18 protein-coding genes and 1 pseudogene are annotated in these 16,287 nt (G+C 47.0%); 9 read left to right on the top strand and 10 right to left on the bottom strand.

The genetic code is table 11. The features are described from left to right. Window positions 1-186: 186 nt before the first annotated feature. Both ACWJJ5_RS08250 and ACWJJ5_RS08245 read right to left on the bottom strand, forming a co-directional pair. Window positions 187-534, bottom strand: coding sequence for a DUF3147 family protein (locus ACWJJ5_RS08250; protein WP_015388376.1), 348 nt, complete (start codon window positions 532-534; stop codon window positions 187-189). Next, window positions 518-943, bottom strand: a complete 426-nt coding sequence (locus ACWJJ5_RS08245) for a MarR family winged helix-turn-helix transcriptional regulator (RefSeq protein WP_063636830.1) — start codon at window positions 941-943, stop codon at window positions 518-520. Before ACWJJ5_RS08245 ends, ACWJJ5_RS08250 begins: the two co-directional genes overlap by 17 nt. A 359-nt stretch (window positions 944-1,302) precedes the next feature. Between ACWJJ5_RS08245 and ACWJJ5_RS08240 the strand changes: the two are divergent. Continuing rightward, a pseudogene (locus ACWJJ5_RS08240) lies at window positions 1,303-1,699 on the top strand (MgtC/SapB family protein); the annotation flags it as partial. Between the two features lie 283 nt (window positions 1,700-1,982). Here ACWJJ5_RS08240 and ACWJJ5_RS08235 read toward each other — a convergent pair. From ACWJJ5_RS08235 to ACWJJ5_RS08220, 4 genes are all read right to left on the bottom strand, one after another. Beyond that, window positions 1,983-2,165, bottom strand: coding sequence for a hypothetical protein (locus tag ACWJJ5_RS08235; protein ID WP_071543315.1), 183 nt, complete (start codon window positions 2,163-2,165; stop codon window positions 1,983-1,985). Between the two features lie 113 nt (window positions 2,166-2,278). Then, entirely contained in the window at window positions 2,279-2,452 is a 174-nt protein-coding gene (locus ACWJJ5_RS08230) for a YjfB family protein (protein ID WP_012117340.1), read from the bottom strand. Between the two features lie 43 nt (window positions 2,453-2,495). Beyond that, on the bottom strand, window positions 2,496-2,897 hold the full coding sequence (locus tag ACWJJ5_RS08225) for a ribosomal maturation YjgA family protein (RefSeq protein WP_063636828.1): 402 nt from the start codon (window positions 2,895-2,897) through the stop codon (window positions 2,496-2,498). Between the two features lie 97 nt (window positions 2,898-2,994). Then, complete coding sequence (locus ACWJJ5_RS08220) at window positions 2,995-3,564, bottom strand: YjgB family protein (RefSeq protein WP_071391972.1); 570 nt, start codon at window positions 3,562-3,564, stop codon at window positions 2,995-2,997. A gap of 122 nt (window positions 3,565-3,686) precedes the next feature. Between ACWJJ5_RS08220 and fdhF the strand changes: the two genes are divergently transcribed. From fdhF to ACWJJ5_RS08200, 4 genes are all read left to right on the top strand, one after another. Next, entirely contained in the window at window positions 3,687-6,644 is a 2,958-nt protein-coding gene (gene fdhF, locus ACWJJ5_RS08215) for a formate dehydrogenase subunit alpha (RefSeq protein WP_454022335.1), read from the top strand. After that, the gene (locus ACWJJ5_RS08210; protein WP_182068792.1) at window positions 6,637-7,179 is read left to right on the top strand and encodes a DUF1641 domain-containing protein; all 543 of its coding nucleotides are present in this window, start codon (window positions 6,637-6,639) and stop codon (window positions 7,177-7,179) included. Before fdhF ends, ACWJJ5_RS08210 begins: the two co-directional genes overlap by 8 nt. A gap of 207 nt (window positions 7,180-7,386) precedes the next feature. Further along, window positions 7,387-8,607 (top strand): cytochrome P450, encoded by a 1,221-nt coding sequence (locus ACWJJ5_RS08205; RefSeq protein ID WP_063636825.1) that lies wholly within the window; start codon window positions 7,387-7,389, stop codon window positions 8,605-8,607. Next, window positions 8,604-9,788, top strand: coding sequence for a macrolide family glycosyltransferase (locus tag ACWJJ5_RS08200; RefSeq protein WP_063636824.1), 1,185 nt, complete (start codon window positions 8,604-8,606; stop codon window positions 9,786-9,788). The genes ACWJJ5_RS08205 and ACWJJ5_RS08200 overlap by 4 nt, the downstream gene beginning before the upstream one ends. Before the next feature lie 38 nt (window positions 9,789-9,826). On the opposite strand, the gene ACWJJ5_RS08195 is transcribed toward ACWJJ5_RS08200, so the two are convergent. Continuing rightward, window positions 9,827-10,012 carry a hypothetical protein gene (locus ACWJJ5_RS08195; RefSeq protein ID WP_003154919.1) on the bottom strand — a complete coding sequence of 62 codons (186 nt, stop codon included), beginning with the start codon at window positions 10,010-10,012 and terminating at the stop codon, window positions 9,827-9,829. A gap of 175 nt (window positions 10,013-10,187) precedes the next feature. Here ACWJJ5_RS08195 and ACWJJ5_RS08190 point away from each other — a divergent pair, with 175 nt between their 5' ends. Beyond that, the gene (locus ACWJJ5_RS08190; RefSeq protein WP_063636823.1) at window positions 10,188-11,006 is read left to right on the top strand and encodes a uroporphyrinogen-III synthase; all 819 of its coding nucleotides are present in this window, start codon (window positions 10,188-10,190) and stop codon (window positions 11,004-11,006) included. Between the two features lie 24 nt (window positions 11,007-11,030). On the opposite strand, the gene ACWJJ5_RS08185 is transcribed toward ACWJJ5_RS08190, so the two are convergent. Genes ACWJJ5_RS08185 through ACWJJ5_RS08175 form a run of 3 tightly spaced genes read right to left on the bottom strand, consistent with a single transcriptional unit; the run spans window position 11,031 to window position 13,540 of the window. Beyond that, entirely contained in the window at window positions 11,031-11,792 is a 762-nt protein-coding gene (locus ACWJJ5_RS08185; protein ID WP_003154915.1) for an ABC transporter permease, read from the bottom strand. A 1-nt stretch (window position 11,793) separates the two neighbouring features. Continuing rightward, window positions 11,794-12,531 (bottom strand): ABC transporter ATP-binding protein, encoded by a 738-nt coding sequence (locus tag ACWJJ5_RS08180; protein WP_454022334.1) that lies wholly within the window; start codon window positions 12,529-12,531, stop codon window positions 11,794-11,796. Window positions 12,532-12,556: 25 nt separating this feature from the next. Continuing rightward, entirely contained in the window at window positions 12,557-13,540 is a 984-nt protein-coding gene (locus ACWJJ5_RS08175) for a DMT family transporter (RefSeq protein WP_070081663.1), read from the bottom strand. A gap of 129 nt (window positions 13,541-13,669) precedes the next feature. Here ACWJJ5_RS08175 and ACWJJ5_RS08170 point away from each other — a divergent pair, with 129 nt between their 5' ends. The 3 genes from ACWJJ5_RS08170 (at window position 13,670) to ACWJJ5_RS08160 (ending at window position 16,188) form a co-directional block, all read left to right on the top strand. Then, on the top strand, window positions 13,670-14,167 hold the full coding sequence (locus ACWJJ5_RS08170) for a cupin domain-containing protein (RefSeq protein WP_123117751.1): 498 nt from the start codon (window positions 13,670-13,672) through the stop codon (window positions 14,165-14,167). A 386-nt stretch (window positions 14,168-14,553) separates the two neighbouring features. Then, window positions 14,554-14,970 (top strand): DUF1641 domain-containing protein, encoded by a 417-nt coding sequence (locus tag ACWJJ5_RS08165; protein WP_003154908.1) that lies wholly within the window; start codon window positions 14,554-14,556, stop codon window positions 14,968-14,970. Window positions 14,971-15,009: 39 nt separating this feature from the next. After that, a complete protein-coding gene (locus ACWJJ5_RS08160) occupies window positions 15,010-16,188 on the top strand; it encodes an NAD(P)/FAD-dependent oxidoreductase (RefSeq protein ID WP_003154907.1) in 1,179 nt (392 codons plus the stop codon). Window positions 16,189-16,287 lie beyond the last annotated feature (99 nt).

Genomic DNA, 16,287 nt, shown 5'->3' with positions numbered 1-16,287 from the left:
ATCAGCCGGTTTTCATGCGGGTATGGCTGTACAGGCTGCAGACTCCGTTCGCAACACGGGATGTTTTTGTGTTTGGCGCTTCTCGTGAAGAAAGGAGTTTCGCTTTTTATTCGGAGTCACTTTTAAGACAGGGATATCCCTGTCTTTTTAATTCTTCTTATTTCTTCCAAAGAAGCGCTAAGGTGCCTATTGCTGACTGTTTATATGTTTCACGATAAAATCCTGAGCATACAAGAAAACCAGCCATCCTGTAAGTCCAAGCCCTGATGCGGCAATGAAAGACAGTGAATGGCGAAGGGCGATGCCGATAATGACCAGCATAATGACTGTAGAGGGGATGCCGGAAGCCACGCTGAATGCAAAATGACTTAATGTCTCCTTCGTTTCGCCTTGGATGTACAGCCAAATCATGCTCAGCATACTGACAATTGGTAAAGCCGCTATAATACCTCCATAACTCGGGCTTCTTCTTGATATTTCAGTGATAACCCCAATAATAGCAGCGGAGACAATGATTTTAACGATCGTAAACATCTTCAGCACGCTCCTTCATCAAACTGAATGCTTTTAAGACAAGTGTTCGTTCTTCATTATTCATGTTGTCAAAAAGAAGCTGTTTAAGCTTTTCTTCATCAAGACCGGAATGCCGGTAAAGGACATCCGCCCCCAAACTGGTAAGTTTTAAAATGACTTTCCTCTCATCTTCAACACTTCTGGTTTTATAAACATACTTTTTCTTCAGTAACCGCTTTATATGTTCCGAAGCGGTATTATGCGATACTTGAATCGCTCCGGCAATGTCTTTTATTCCGACTGCCTTCTCTTTTTGAATGACTTGCAGAATCCGTACACCTTGGTGAGTGATTTTTTCATGGTGCTGATAACGGAGCCGATAGTAAATATCTGTCCAGAGGTCATTTAATCGTATAATTTCGTTAGACATCATAAGCCACCTTTTATCGTTTATTAAGATTATATCTTATATTACGATATATTTTCGCGGATTGAAAGCAATTTTTGAGCTGAGGGAGCGGCATTCGTTCTGTTTTTAGAAGATTGGAAGAGACAAGCGGCCGCAGTTTCAACGAATAAACTTATTTAATATACTCTCAATAAGTCATTTTCCTTATTTTAAGAAACGGCAGCTTAATACCTTCCGCATATAAATAAGAGCACTGACAATATGATAAAGAACCAAAGTATATATTCAAATGCAGTTTTTTTCAGCAGGCAGTCCTGTGCTATTGAAAAAGATACGGGGGGTAAAAAGCGGGTAAGAAGATAAGGAAAGGAGAGAGACGGATGGAACTTGATTTTGTGATTCGTCTGGCGGTTGCGGATCTGCTTGGGGCTCTTATTGGATTGGAGAGAGAATTCAGGGCGAAGGAAGCCGGTTTAAGGACGCATTTTTTAGTGGCCGTCGGCAGCGCCTTGATGATGATCGTTTCCAAATACGGCTTTTTTGATTTGTTATCCAACAGCCATACGTCCTTTGATCCGAGCCGGGTGGCGGCGCAGGTCGTCAGCGGTGTCGGATTTTTAGGAGCCGGCACGATTATTTTGCAGCGGCATGTCGTGCGGGGGCTTACGACGGCAGCGGGGATTTGGGCTACGTCGGGGATCGGGCTGACGATCGGGGCAGGTATGTATGTCATCGGCATCAGCGGCACGATTTTGGCGTTAATCGGGCTTGAACTGTTAAATTTTCTGTTTAAACCGGCGGCGCATTCTTTGTCTGTCAGTTTCAGGATTGAAGAGAAAGCCGTCATGCATGATATTTTAACTTCTCTTGAGGAAAAAGGAATTCTGATTACGTCCTATGAATTGAATAAGGCGGTGCTTGAAGTGAAGGGAAGGGTGAAAAGCAAAAGCGGGAAAGCAGCGGTAATGGAGAAAGTTCAAGCCCTCCCGTATATCCTGTCGGTCAAAGTTGAATAGCAGACAGGGGAAGCCTCCTGTCTGCAGTCATTTCTTTTCAAACATTAATACCAAGGATAGAACGGGATATACGGCCGCGGATAGTATGGGTATGGTCTGGGGTAATAATAAGGCGGCCGCGGATAGTATGGATATGGTCTGGGGTAATAATAAGGCGGCCGCGGATAATGATATGGCACCCGTTCGTGGCTCTCGGCTGTGTATTCATGATCGAAAGGATCGTACAAGAGGAAAACCTCCTTTTCAAATGTTGGTTCCGTTTACCTTATTCCTGTATGCCCGGTACGGTGTATGTACAACGGGCAAAAAAAAGACGCCGGTTATCATCCGGCATCTTTTTTTACACTTTCACATCAATTGAATGGCCGGCAGTCGGGTGCTGGGACGGCAGCATTTTCACTGTTTCTTCCGCCGCAGCCTGTGCATGCTGCATGACCGTTTTTGTTAAAGCGATATTTACATTCTGCGCCAGAGATGCCTGATGCATTGCGATTGATAACGCAGGGATATCCATAGCTTCCACCTCCTTATCCCTTCATATCGGCGGCGTGCTCCGATTATGAAGAGGGCTGGCGGTTTCTTTTTACGGCCCATTCTAAAAGTGCGGCAGCGCATACCCCGAGGGTATAGGCGAAAATGTCACTCCAGACAAATTGCCAGCCGAGGATCAGCCCGCCGAGCGTGCTGCTTCTGATCGCGTCAATCCACGGCGCGTGATACAGCTGGCTGCATTCAATCAGAAAGCAAAACGAGAGGCTCAAAATTGCGGCTGTTTCCGTCCGGATGTGCCGAAACAAAAGCCCGAATCCTGTAAAAATCATGGCCGCCCACAGGGCATCTCCTAAATAAGCGTTTATGATGCCGGGCAATAGGGCGGTGATGTATGCGGTTCTGGACAGCAAACCGAGGGCGATGATAAAAACGGTACATATTCCGTATGTCAATGGATGTCTATTCACTTCACACTGTTCCCCTTTTTTTGTACTCCCATGTATTGTAAGGAACGACGGAGAAGCTGTCTATGAAAAAAACGGCCCGGGAGGCCGCTTTTTTGCGTTATCTGGCTTTTAGGTTGACATGATCTGCTTTTTGATCACTGCCGATGACGAAGCGGAGCTCATACTGCCCCGTATGGTAGACGTAATCTGTTTCACCCGTTTTTGGCACTGTCAGGATTTTGTCAGCGCTGCCGATTTGTTTGCTTAAGACGTCAGGTGTGACGCTGCCGAGGTTTAAGCGCCGCTCGACCCCCGTTCCAAAATAGCGTATTTCCGAGATTTTTCCGTTTTTATGATAGGAAAATCCATAACCGGGGTTTCCCATGTTCCAGCTGTATAAATCAAATGGATTGCGGCTGTCTGCTTTTTGTTCCGGCTCGCCGATTTTATCGTAAACGTCCTGTCTTGTGCTTTGGTTGATTTTCAGGCCTTTCACATTTTGCGGCATTTCCCCTTTAAATGCCGATTGGTAAAGGCTGTTCACCAGTTCTTGTGCACGCTGGTTTTCCGTTTTTGAAGCGGCTGCGGCATGGACGGGCTGTGTATCCGAAAATGCTTCTGCTCCGAAAGCGCATCCCGTGAGCATCACTGCCGATAATCCCGTGACGAGTGTTTTTTTCTTCAACATGTGAACGCCTCCTTTTTAACGCTCATACCCGTATGTTTCCTGAGATAAACCAGATGTTTTAGTGAAAGGCCGGTTGGGAATCATAGAGGATGTATAGAGGGGTACAGAAAGGGGAAAAGAAAATGGCTGATACAAAGAAAGTTACAATCAATGGGGTTGAAATGGAAGCGCCGGACGGCCAAACCGTTTTGCAGCTTTTGAACAATAGTTCAATTGACGTACCGCACGTGTGTTATCACCCGAGTCTCGGGCCGATTGAAACGTGCGATACCTGTATCGTCAATGTTAACGGGGAACTGGTGCGTTCGTGTTCCGCGCAAATAAAGGACGGAGATGTCATCGATACGCTTTCGTCCGATGTAAAAAAAGCGCAGATTATCGGCATGGACAACATTTTGCACAACCATGAATTGTACTGTACGGTCTGTGATTACAACAATGGGAGCTGCGAAGTACATAATACTGTAAAGGAAATGAAAATCAATCATCAAAGCATTCCGTTCGATCAAAAACCGTATCCTAAAGATGAATCAAATCCGTTTTACCGATATGATCCCGATCAGTGCATTTTGTGCGGACGCTGCGTCGAAGCCTGTCAGGACGTACAGGTAACCGAAACGTTAAGCATTGATTGGGAGCGGAAACGCCCGCGGGTCATTTGGGATCAGGATGTGCCGATCAATGAATCATCATGTGTTTCCTGCGGACATTGTTCGACGGTATGTCCGTGCAACGCCATGATGGAAAAAGGCATGGAAGGCGAAGCGGGCTATTTAACAGGTATCAGCCAAGAGACGCTTCGGCCGATGATTGACATCACAAAAGGCGTCGAAACCGGATACGGATCAATTTTAGCCATATCGGATATGGAATCGGCCATGCGGGATGAAAGAATCAAGAAAACGAAAACCGTATGCACATACTGCGGTGTCGGCTGCAGTTTTGATATATGGACGAAAGGAAGAGACATTTTAAAGGTCGAGCCTCAGGCTGAGGCGCCCGCAAATGGAATTTCGACGTGTGTGAAAGGGAAATTCGGCTGGGATTTCGTCAATAGTGAAAAGCGCCTTACCAAACCGCTTATCCGGGAAGGAGACTCGTTTCGGGAGGCGGAATGGGATGAAGCGCTGCTGCTGATCGCTGATAAATTTACCGATATAAAAGAACATTTCGGTCCGGACGCGCTTGCTTTTATCACATCTTCCAAATGCACGAATGAAGAATCATACGTGATGCAGAAGCTTGCAAGAGCCGTTATCGGAACAAATAATGTCGACAACTGCTCACGCTACTGCCAGTCTCCCGCCACGGCCGGATTGTTCAGAACGGTCGGATACGGCGGCGATTCAGGATCAATTACAGATATAAAAAAAGCTGAGCTCGTGCTGATTATCGGTTCAAATACATCTGAGTCTCACCCCGTCTTGTCCACACGCATTAAACGTTCTCATAAGCTGCACGGACAGAAGCTCGTCGTCGCTGACTTGCGAAAACATGAAATGGCCGAGCGCTCCGACGTGTTTTTCCAGCCGCGTGCCGGATCAGATATTGTCTGGCTGAATGCCGTATCGAAATATCTGCTTGATCACGATTTGGCGGATACTGCATTTCTGAAGGAGAGAGTGAACGGATTAGATGAATTCGTGAAAAGCCTTGAACCTTATACGATGGAATATGCGGAGAAACATACCGGTGTGGACAAGAATACCTTAATCAAAGTGGCCCGGATGATTCATGAAGCCGGCAGCGTATGCGCACTGTGGGCGATGGGGGTCACCCAGCATATCGGAGGAAGTGATACGAGCACGGCCATTTCCAACATGCTTCTTGTGACCGGAAATTACGGCAAGCCCGGCGCAGGCTCATATCCGCTTCGGGGCCATAATAACGTGCAGGGAGCCAGTGATTTCGGCAGTATGCCTGACAGCTTTCCCGGCTATGAAAAAGTAACGGATGAAAAAGCCCGCAAAAAGTATGAACAGGGCTGGGGAACAGACCTGCCGAAAGAAATCGGAATGACAAATCATGAAATGATCGAGGGCATCCACTCGGGAAAACTGAAGTGTATGTATGTAAAAGGGGAAGAAATGGGGCTTGTCGACTCCAATATCAACCATGTTCATGCCGCCTTTGAAAAGCTTGATTTCTTCGTTGTGCAGGATATTTTTCTCTCGCGGACGGCCGAGTTCGCCGATGTGGTGCTCCCGGCAAGCCCGAGCCTTGAAAAAGAAGGAACGTTTACGAATACGGAACGGAGGGTGCAGCGCCTTTACGAAGTGTTTGAACCGCTGGGCGATTCAAAGCCTGATTGGCAGATCATTACGGACATCGCCAACCGGCTGGGCGCTGATTGGCGCTATGAACATCCGGCAGACATTATGGAAGAAGCGGCAATGCTTTCACCGCTCTACGCAGGCGTCACTTACGAACGTCTCGAAGGCTACAATTCACTGCAATGGCCGGTTGCAGCGGACGGAACCGATTCACCGCTTTTATTTACGGACAAGTTCCCGTTTTCAGACGGCAAAGCGATTCTATATCCCGTTCAGTGGACCGAGCCGAAAGAATTTGGTGAAGAATATGATATCCATGTGAATAACGGGCGGCTGCTCGAGCATTTTCACGAAGGGAATCTGACTTACCGATCAAAAGGAATATCCGAAAAAACACCGAGTGTGTTCCTTGAGGTCTCGCCCGAACTCGCCGAAGAAAGAGGGCTGGAAGACGGAACGCTTGTCCGTCTGACATCACCGTACGGAAATGTGAAAGTCAAATGCGTCATCACAGACAGGGTAAAAGGCAAACAAGTCTATCTCCCGATGAACGATTCAAAAGACGCCGCCATTAACCTTTTGACAAGCAGCTATGCGGATAAGGATACGGATACACCGGCTTATAAAGAAACATCAGCGAAGATGGAGATTTTGAAAAAAGAAGGCGTTAATCCGCTTCCGAAAATCAATTTCCGTTACGGAAACCCGCAGCCGCAGATCGGTGTCCGGGTTGATCGGAAATGGGCGCGTCAAGATTATGTATTTCCGGGAGACGCCGTAAAAAGGGGGAAACAGCAAAATGGCTAAAGCAACCAGCGGCATCCGAAAACAGACCGTCACAGAAGAAGACAAACGAAAAAAGGACTTAGAAGAGATCGAGACGGCTCTTTTACGAAATAAAGACGCGATTTTGGAATCTCTGCACATTCTTCAGCACATGAACGAGCGCGGCGTTTTGGCGCTTCTGCGCGGGCTCTTCGGCCAGGGAGACAAAGTGATGGATATCCTGGTGAAGAAGGCGAATACGCCGGAAACGGCCAATATGCTGAAAAATCTCCTGCTGTTAAGCGGCGTTCTCGGCATGCTCGATGTAAAACAGCTTGAGCCGTTTATCGTTAAAATCAATGCGGGCGTCACAAAGGCCGTCGAAGAAAAAGACAGCGGCAGGAAGACGGGGTATTTTGATATCGTCCGCGCTTTAAAAGACCCGGAAATCAACAAGGCCGTCACTCTGCTGTTTTCTTTTCTGAAAGGCATGGGCGCTGATACGGACGATATGGAAAGAAATACGCAGCCTCCTGAAGACCAAAAGCAGCACCAGAAACCGCAGACGAATGAGTGAGCATTTCTCCCGAGCCTGGCCGAAGGCTCGGGTTTTTTGTGCACTTCTGCTGTTTTCTTGGGAGAAATTTCACCTCCGGATTCATGACTTTTGTTGTGTTATGTTAATAGTTAAGGTTATGAATAGAAAAAAATTGAAAATATGTGCTAGGATAAAATTCAAGGTACGTCAACTATTCAAATATGAAACAATCAGGAGTGATGTAACATGAGTAAGCTGAGGAGCACGAGACAAGCCATCCAAAGAACCCTGATGAAAGGAAAAAACGGCCTGGACGTATACAACCCTTTTCCTTGGTATGAAAAAATGAGACGGGAAAGCCCTATATACTTTGATGAAGAAACGAAGGTTTGGAGTGTGTTTTTATACGATGATGTCAAAAAAGTCATCAGTGATAAAGAGACGTTCTCAAGCCGCATGACTGATGTGAAAAGCTCGATTGCAAAGTCCATGCTGAATATGGACCCGCCGAAACATACCCAAATCAGATCTGCCGTCAATCGCGCTTTCACTCCCCGCGTCTTGAAGGAATGGGAGCCGAGAATTAAAGACATTACCGATCATCTCCTGAAACAGGCAAAGAACAAAGGGCGGATTGATATCGTTAAAGATCTCTCTTACCCTTTGCCGGTCATGGTGATTTCAGAATTATTAGGCGTTCCGTCCGAACGTATGGATCAGTTTAAAAAATGGTCGGATATTCTCGTCAGCATGCCGAAAGATGCGAGTCCTGAAGCGGCGGAGAAAAATCAGCAGGAACGTGACCAATGTGAGGCGGAGCTGGCGGCGTTTTTTGCGGGAATAATAGAAAGCAAACGAAAACAGCCCGGCCAAGATATTATTTCTATTTTGATAAAAGAGGAAGAAGAGGGAGAGAAGCTCACGCCAGAAGATCTGATCCCGTTTTGCAATCTGCTTTTAGTGGCGGGAAATGAAACAACGACTAATCTCATTTCAAATGCGGTTTACAGCATATTAGAGACGCCCGGCCTTTATGAAGAGCTGAGACAGGACCCTTCTCTCATCGCGCAAACGGTGGAAGAAACGCTGCGTTTTCGCGCTCCCGCTCCGTTTGTCAGAAGGACGGTCCGGCACGACACTGAGCTGCGCGGACGCCGCTTGAAAAGCGGAGAGATCGTTCTCTGCTATGTTGCATCTGCCAACCGTGATGAAAACAAATTTGAGAAGGCGGGCGTATTTGATATTCATCGCCAATCGAATCCGCACCTTTCCTTCGGATTCGGCGTACACTTCTGCTTAGGCGCTCCGCTTGCCAGACTTGAAGCGGAAGCCGCGCTGAAAGGAATTGTAAAAACCTTTTCACACCTTGAGCCCGTCCGGATTGAACCGATCCGAAACAGTGTCATGTACGGGCTGGAGTCTTTAGAAGCGGAGATAAACGAAAATGAGGGAGAGGAAAAAAGATGAGAAAAACACACATCGCCATTATTAATGTGGCCGCTCACGGTCATGTCAATCCCACGCTGCCTGTGGCCGAGGAACTTGTCAATCGCGGGTATAAAGTGACATTCGCTACGACTGAGGAATTTGAAGCTTCCGTTGCCAAAACGGGCGCCATTCCCGTTTTATACCGTACAAGCATAAAGGCGGACCCTAAGACGATAAAAGAACGGGTAAATAAAAGTGACGCGTTTGTAATGTTTCTGGAAGAAGCGGTTGAAGTGCTTCCGCAGCTGGAAGAGCTGTACAAAGACGACCTTCCTGACATCGTCCTGTTTGATTTTTTAGCGCTTGCCGGAAAATTGTTTGCGGATAATGGCGGCATCCCGGCCGTAAAGTTCTGCCCGAGCTATGCAATGAATGAGTATTTTCAATTAGGAAGAGACGAAGAAACGATGGAAGCGGCCAAACAGGCGATAGAAGAATATCAGGAGAAAATTGAAAATGAACAAGTGAAACGGATGACAATGGAAGAATTTTTCATGCCTGAAAAATTGAATATCGTCTTTATGCCAAGGGCCTTTCAGCCGAAACAGGAAACCTTTGATGAACGATTCTGTTTTGCGGGTCCGTCTCTTGGAGAACGCACAAATACGGGAAGTCTGGAAATTGATGCAGCCGATGACCGTCCGCTTATGCTCATCTCACTGGGAACGGCGTTTAACGCCTGGCCTGAATTTTACCGGATGTGTATTGACGCGTTTCGGGACTCGGACTGGCGGGTTATTATGTCAGTCGGCACAACAATTGATCCGGAAAGTTTTTCGGATGTGCCCGATCACTTTATCATCCGCCAGCACGTTCCGCAGCTTGATGTGCTGGAGAAAGCAAAGCTGTTCGTATCTCACGGCGGGATGAACAGTACAATGGAGGCGATGAATGCGGGTGTTCCGCTCGTTGTCGTTCCGCAAATGCACGAACAAGAGGTTACCGCAAAGCGTGTGGATGAATTGGGTCTTGGCGTGCATCTGCCGCCGAAAGAAGTCACTGTGGCCCGTCTGCAAAAAGACGTTCAGAACGTATACGGCGATAAAAACATCCTCAGCCGCGTGAAAAGCATGCAGGAGAAAATAAAAGAAACCGGCGGCCCCAAACAGGCTGTTTGCGCCATTGAAGAATTTTTGGAAAAGGCGTCCGTCGAAAATTGATTAGGAAAACAGGCAGCACCGGACGGCTGCCTGTTTTGTTATATATTTTTCTTCATGCCGCATCTCCGGCATTCCCTCAAAAATTTTCCGCCCTTCACTGAACTTTTAAACAGCGTGTAATCGCAATTGTCACATCGGCCGCTGTGAACATCAGGATATTCATTGAACTCATAAATGACCGAAGTATCGTATCCTTTTGTCTCGAACTCTTTTTTTGTTTCCATGATTGAAAGTCCCTCCGCGAATCAAATCGTTCTGCCCGGTTAATGATACAGCAACTGCACGGGGGATTCAACGGGAGCATAGCTTGATTTTCCCGGCTGATTGCGTAACAATAATAGAAATAAATGACGGCCTGCCATAGGGCGCCCGGCATCTGAAGGGAAGAAGAAAACAGCGATGGGAAAAGGATTGAACGGGAAACGGATTGCCATCGGCGGTTCGCGGAAAACAGAAGAGATCACAAAATTAATAGAAAAGCAGGGCGGAACGGCAGTCATCCGTTCCCTCCAAGGAACCGTATACCTGGCGGAGGATCAAATGGAACCCGACGTAAGAACATTTGCCGAGCAAAAAGCCGACTGGGTGATATTCACCACAGGCATCGGTACGGAAACGTTATTGTCGGTATCGGAAAAAATCGGTCTGAAAGAAGAATTTTTAGCGGCCGTTCATGAAGCGAAAATCGGCTGCAGAGGCTATAAAACATATGCGGCCTTAAAAAAGCTCGGCATCACACCGCATGCCTCAGATGAAGACGGTACAACAAGAGGGCTGATCCGCTCCTTGGAACGATTTGACTTTAAAGATAAAAAAGTCATGATACAGCTTCATGGCGAGAAAGCGCCGGTTTTAACGGAGTTCCTTGAGAAAAACGGAGCGGAGGTATTCCCTGTTCTGCCGTATCAGCATATTCCGCCTGAAAGAGAGACGGTCGATAAACTGCTGGGAGAGCTGTTAAACGGAGAGGTCGATGCCGTATGTTTTACGACAGCCATTCAAGTGCGCTCTCTCTTTGATTATGCAAAAGAAAAAGGATCCGCAAAGGAATTGCAGCAGGCATTCGAAAAACACGTGCTTGCCGCCGCAGTCGGCAAAGTGACGGCTGAAGCGATCCGGGATGAAGGGGTAAAGAGGGTCCTTGCTCCGGACATTGAGCGGATGGGAGCGATGATTATTGAATTATCCCGTTACTATGAATCTCTGACCTTGTCATGAACCACCATTCAGCAGGGAAAAAGCTTACGCTTCCCTGCTGAATTTTTTTAATTGCCAGTGTTCCGTGAAAAGGGAAGGATATGTCAAGGCGCTGAGTATGATACATGTAAGAAGAGCGGAGGCCATCGTTGTAAAAACGATCAGCAGCTGAAAGCGCACCGCCTGTATCGGATCAGCCCCCGCTAAAATCTGCCCCGTCATCATGCCGGGAAGCTGAACGAGACCCAATGTTTTCTGGCTTTCAAGCGTCGGGATCATACTGAGCTTCATACTGGACGTCAATATCTGCCGGACGGCCTGCTTAGGCGTTCCTCCGAGAGAGAGAATCAGCTGGATTTCTTCTTTCCGCAGGTCTGCTTCCGAACTGAGCCGGCTTAAAAACAGGCTTGAGAGCACCATGGAGTTTCCGATGACCATGCCGCTTATCGGAATGACATATCTTGAAGTGAACGGAATGATGTGAAGGGTCAGTAAAAGTCCCTGCGTCACGGTTTCCGCGATTGCCAGTGTCAGAAAAACGCGCCAAAATGAGCCGATCCGCATTTTTTTCCGTTTGGCGACATTGTGCGAAGCGGCCGTGAGCATGAGAAGCACCATTAATATGATAAATATCGGGTGATCACCGCGAAAAATCAGCGACAGCACATAGCCGATGATGAGAAGCTGAATGACGGCCCTGACGGTTGCGACGATCATATCCTTTTCGACGCCGGCTTTAAAAGATTTAGACAGGAATAAAGCGATAATGACAAATATACTTGTTAGTAACAGTGAAAGATCATTCATATCAGCACCCGCTCCCTTGTAAAAGCGCCCGGGCCTTTTCGTGTTTCGGTTCCTTAAAGAACGTTTTCGTTTCCGCGGTCTCTAAAAGCCGTCCCTCAGCCATAAACCATACCGTATCGGATAATCGTTCCGCTTGTTCAAGGTTATGGGTGATCCACAGGATTGTCAGCTGTTTTTGCCGATGGAGTTTCGTAATCAGTTTCTCAATGGTGAGAACGGATGAGGGGTCGAGCGCCGCGGTGATTTCATCCAGCAGCAGGATGGACGGCAGTCCGGCGAGAGTTCGCGCTAATGAGAGCTTCTGCCGCTGACCTCCGGATAATTCCTTTGCATTCCGATCCAGAAGCCCGCGCGGAAGGTCTGTAAAATCTGCGAGCTCTTCAGGGGTATAGTGCTGCGCCCCGTGGAGTTTTTCTGCGAGCAGAAGGTTGTCCTGCACCGTGCCCTCCGTGACGGGAGCTGATTGAAATGCAAGGCCCGCGGTTTTTCTGAGCTCCCTGATATCCCAGCGCCTTATTTCTTTTCCGAATACAAGCACTTCCCCTTCATCAGGTGTATTCATCAGATTGCAAAGTGACAGCAATGTGCTTTTTCCCGCGCCGGAAGGCCCTATCAACGCCGTGATAGAACCTTTTTGAATATGTCCGGTTACACGGCTTAGGACATCAAAGGACGTATTGTTTTGTTCAAAGCGTTTGCCGGCTGACAGAAAAGATATTGCCGGAATTTCTTCTTTCATATAGGATGACACCTTTCGTAAAAAATCAGGAACCGGTGAGATTGGCTGACGTTTGCTCCGCCGTTTTCTGGTCTGTCTGCCGGGAAGCGAATGTATGCATGACCATTCCCCCAATAATAATGAACAGTCCGGCAAATGAAAGAAGTGACGGAAACGCTGCGGATAAAAAGACGATTTCGCCGATCAGTGCAAAAAGAACCTCTCCGGACTGCGTCGCTTCAACAGCAGCGAGCTTCTGCGGCTCATTCCTCACCATATCGGTGGCGCGGAAAAATAATACTGTTGCGATAACGCCCGAGCTGAGTGCGACGATAAAGGATTGGAATGTCTGTCCCATTGAGGGAAGCCCGTCTCTATGCCAGCCGAAAGCGGCGATCAAAAGCCAAAACGGAAGGCTTGCGAGCGTCATGCCGAGCACCCGCTGAAACGTATCGAGTTTTCCGCCGTATTGTTCCAGCATTTTGCGGTTGCCGAGCGGATAGGCAAAAGCCGCGATGACGACCGGCGCCACGCTGAATAGTATCGTGCGGCCGGACAGAGAACCCGCATGCTGAAGCTGAATCAGCCCGGCTCCGATCAGGATGATGACGGAAGTAACCAGCGAAATCAGCGGGATCTTTTGTCTGACGGAAACCGGGCCCGCCGGTGAATTTTTTGTTTCGTAGAAAAACGGCGACAGAAGCACACCCGCGACAATTGTAATCTGCCACGTGCCGGCGATCAGCCAGCCAGGCCCATATGCCGCCGCAAACGTAATCGGGGCATAAAAAAGCACGAACCCGGTAAAACTCCACTTCAGCCAAAAAAACGGTTTTTTCCGGATTTCATGCCAGAGCGGCGCCCATTTTCCTTTCGCATAAACGATCAAGAATAAAAACGGAATCATAAAAAGAAAACGCAGGGAAGAGCTCCACATCCAGCTTCCGCCGGAAAGCTCCATCGCCCTGTTTAAAATAAATGTGACTGCAAAAAACAGAGATGCCAATATTCCGATCACGATGGCTTTCATTAAATCCCTCATTTTGACACATATTTTTTTATACTATACTATTCACCGGCAGGCTTCGCAATGGAATATGAGAAAATAGCGTTTTAATAAATGATGAATGGGAAACAGACATATACGGAGGTGAACACAATGCAGAAAGAGGATATTCAAGTGCTTTATTTCGAAGATGACGGCCGCATTCCGAATAACCCGAATCTTCCGCTTGTTATTTATAAAGCGGTATTTAATGAAGAAACGGTACAGAAAGCAGAGTCCGTCCTCAGCCGGCACGATTGGTCGAACAACTGGACGGGCGGAGTATTTCCGTATCATCATTTTCACAGCACCACGCACGAAGTTCTTGTCGCGGTAAAAGGAACCGCGGTTTTGAGGTTCGGCGGGGAACAAGGGGCGGACGCCGTTCTTCAAACGGGAGACGCAGCGGTCATTCCGGCCGGCACCGGACATAAAAAACTGTCGGGCAGTTCTGATTTTACCGTGATCGGGGCTTATCCGGGCGGCCGGCAGTACGATACAAAAACGGAGAAAAATGATAGAACTTCAGAAGAAATCAGCCGTGTCCCGCTCCCGGAATGTGACCCCTTTACGGGAAAATCGGGCCCGCTTTTAAAATTGTGGGAAAAATGACAGGGGAAAAGCGGACGGTCTGTAAAAAAATAGCCTAAAAGAAACGTTATTACACCCCCGCCATATAAATAATTTCATAAACGAAACAATTCACGTTCAAATTTTGTTCAAAAAGTGTTATTATATAAGAGTAAATCAAATTGGGGTTTTTTATGTTTGCTATTTTCAGAGAGGAAAAAGAAATTTTGACTTATTCAATTGTTTTTGTTGATATAAAAATAATACTGGATATGGCAAAGTGAAAAACTGGGTAGTAAACATTTATTTTTGTAAATGATTGTGCATGAATTCACAATCTTGCTTTTTCATGCTTTTCTGCATGAAGGGGGAAAGGCTACCCTTTCCAAAAAAATCAGCATACTGCTTATAGTAAAGGAGAATCGGATATGCCAGAAACAATCGATCAAACAAATGCATCTGTCAGCCAAGGCCAACGCGATCTTATTGATCAGCTGCTAAAACCTGAAGTTCAAGAATCACTGACTGTTTTAGTGGATCAGCTTCCAAAACTGACTGAGTTAGTAAATATTTTAACGAAGTCTTATGATTTTGCACAGTCTGTAGCGACAGACGAAGTATTGAAGAGCGATACAGTGGGTGCGCTTACAGAAATTCTTGAGCCGGTGAAAGAAACAGCGAAAGAAGTTGCGGCTACTGCGATCGAAGCAAAAGACCGCGCGGATGCAAGCAATGAAACGATCGGACTTTTCGGCCTGCTGCGCATGCTGAAAGATCCTCAAGCTCAAAAGCTGTTCCGTTTTGCTAACAGCTATCTTGAAATCATGAACGAAAAACAAAAATAATCTCAGATTCAAATTGATATAAAGGACGGAGGATATACGATGTCAAAACATATTGTCATTTTAGGCGCTGGTTACGGCGGAGTTCTTTCTGCTTTAACCGTTCGCAAACATTACAGTAAAGATGAAGCACGCGTAACCGTTGTGAACAAATACCCGACTCACCAAATCATTACGGAACTGCACCGCCTTGCAGCAGGCAACGTGTCTGAACAGGCTGTTGCTATGCCGCTTGAAAAACTTCTGAAAGGAAAAGACGTCGACATTAAAATCGCAGAAGTCAATTCTTTCTCAGTTGATAAGAAAGAAGTTGCCCTTTCTGACGGTTCTAAGCTGACTTATGACGCGCTTGTTGTCGGACTTGGTTCTGTTACGGCTTATTTCGGCATTCCTGGACTTGAAGAAAACAGCATGGTGCTGAAATCTGCTGCTGATGCCAACAAAGTATACAAACACGTGGAAGACCGTGTGCGTGAATACTCTAAAACGAAAAACGAAGCTGATGCAACAATCCTTATCGGCGGCGGCGGCTTAACAGGCGTCGAGCTTGTCGGTGAGCTTGCTGACATCATGCCGAACCTTACGAAAAAATACGGCGTAGATCCGAAAGAAATCAAACTGAAATTAGTAGAAGCAGGTCCGAAAATTCTTCCTGTTCTTCCTGATGACCTTATCGAACGCGCGACAAAAAGCCTTGAAAAACGCGGCGTTGAGTTCTTAACAGGTCTTCCTGTTACAAATGTTGAAGGAAACGTTATTGATCTGAAAGACGGTTCAAAAGTCGTTGCCAACACATTTGTATGGACAGGCGGCGTACAAGGCAACCCGTTAGTCGGCGAATCCGGCCTTGAAGTGAACCGCGGCCGTGCGACGGTTAACGATTTCTTACAATCTACTTCTCACGAAGATGTATTCGTTGTCGGAGACAGCGCTGTATACTTTGCGCCGGACGGCCGTCCGTACCCGCCGACAGCGCAAATCGCTTGGCAGATGGGTGAACTTGTCGGTTACAACCTGTTCGCTTACTTAGAAGGAAAAACGCTTGAAACATTCAAGCCTGTAAACTCTGGTACGCTTGCAAGCCTTGGACGTAAAGACGCGGTTGCCATCATCGGAGCGAACTCTACTCCGCTGAAAGGCCTTCCGGCATCTTTAATGAAAGAAGCAAGTAACGTACGTTATTTAACACATATCAAAGGATTATTCAGCCTCGCTTACTAATCCTTAAGATCACACAGAAGACATTGCCGGACTTTTCTCGGCGATGTCTTTTTTGCATGAAAATGTTAACGGATGCAATTTTCTGAAAAATAAAATAAA

This window comes from Bacillus sp. JK74, from assembly GCF_053663395.1.
This window is presented reverse-complemented; position numbering and strand designations above follow the sequence as displayed.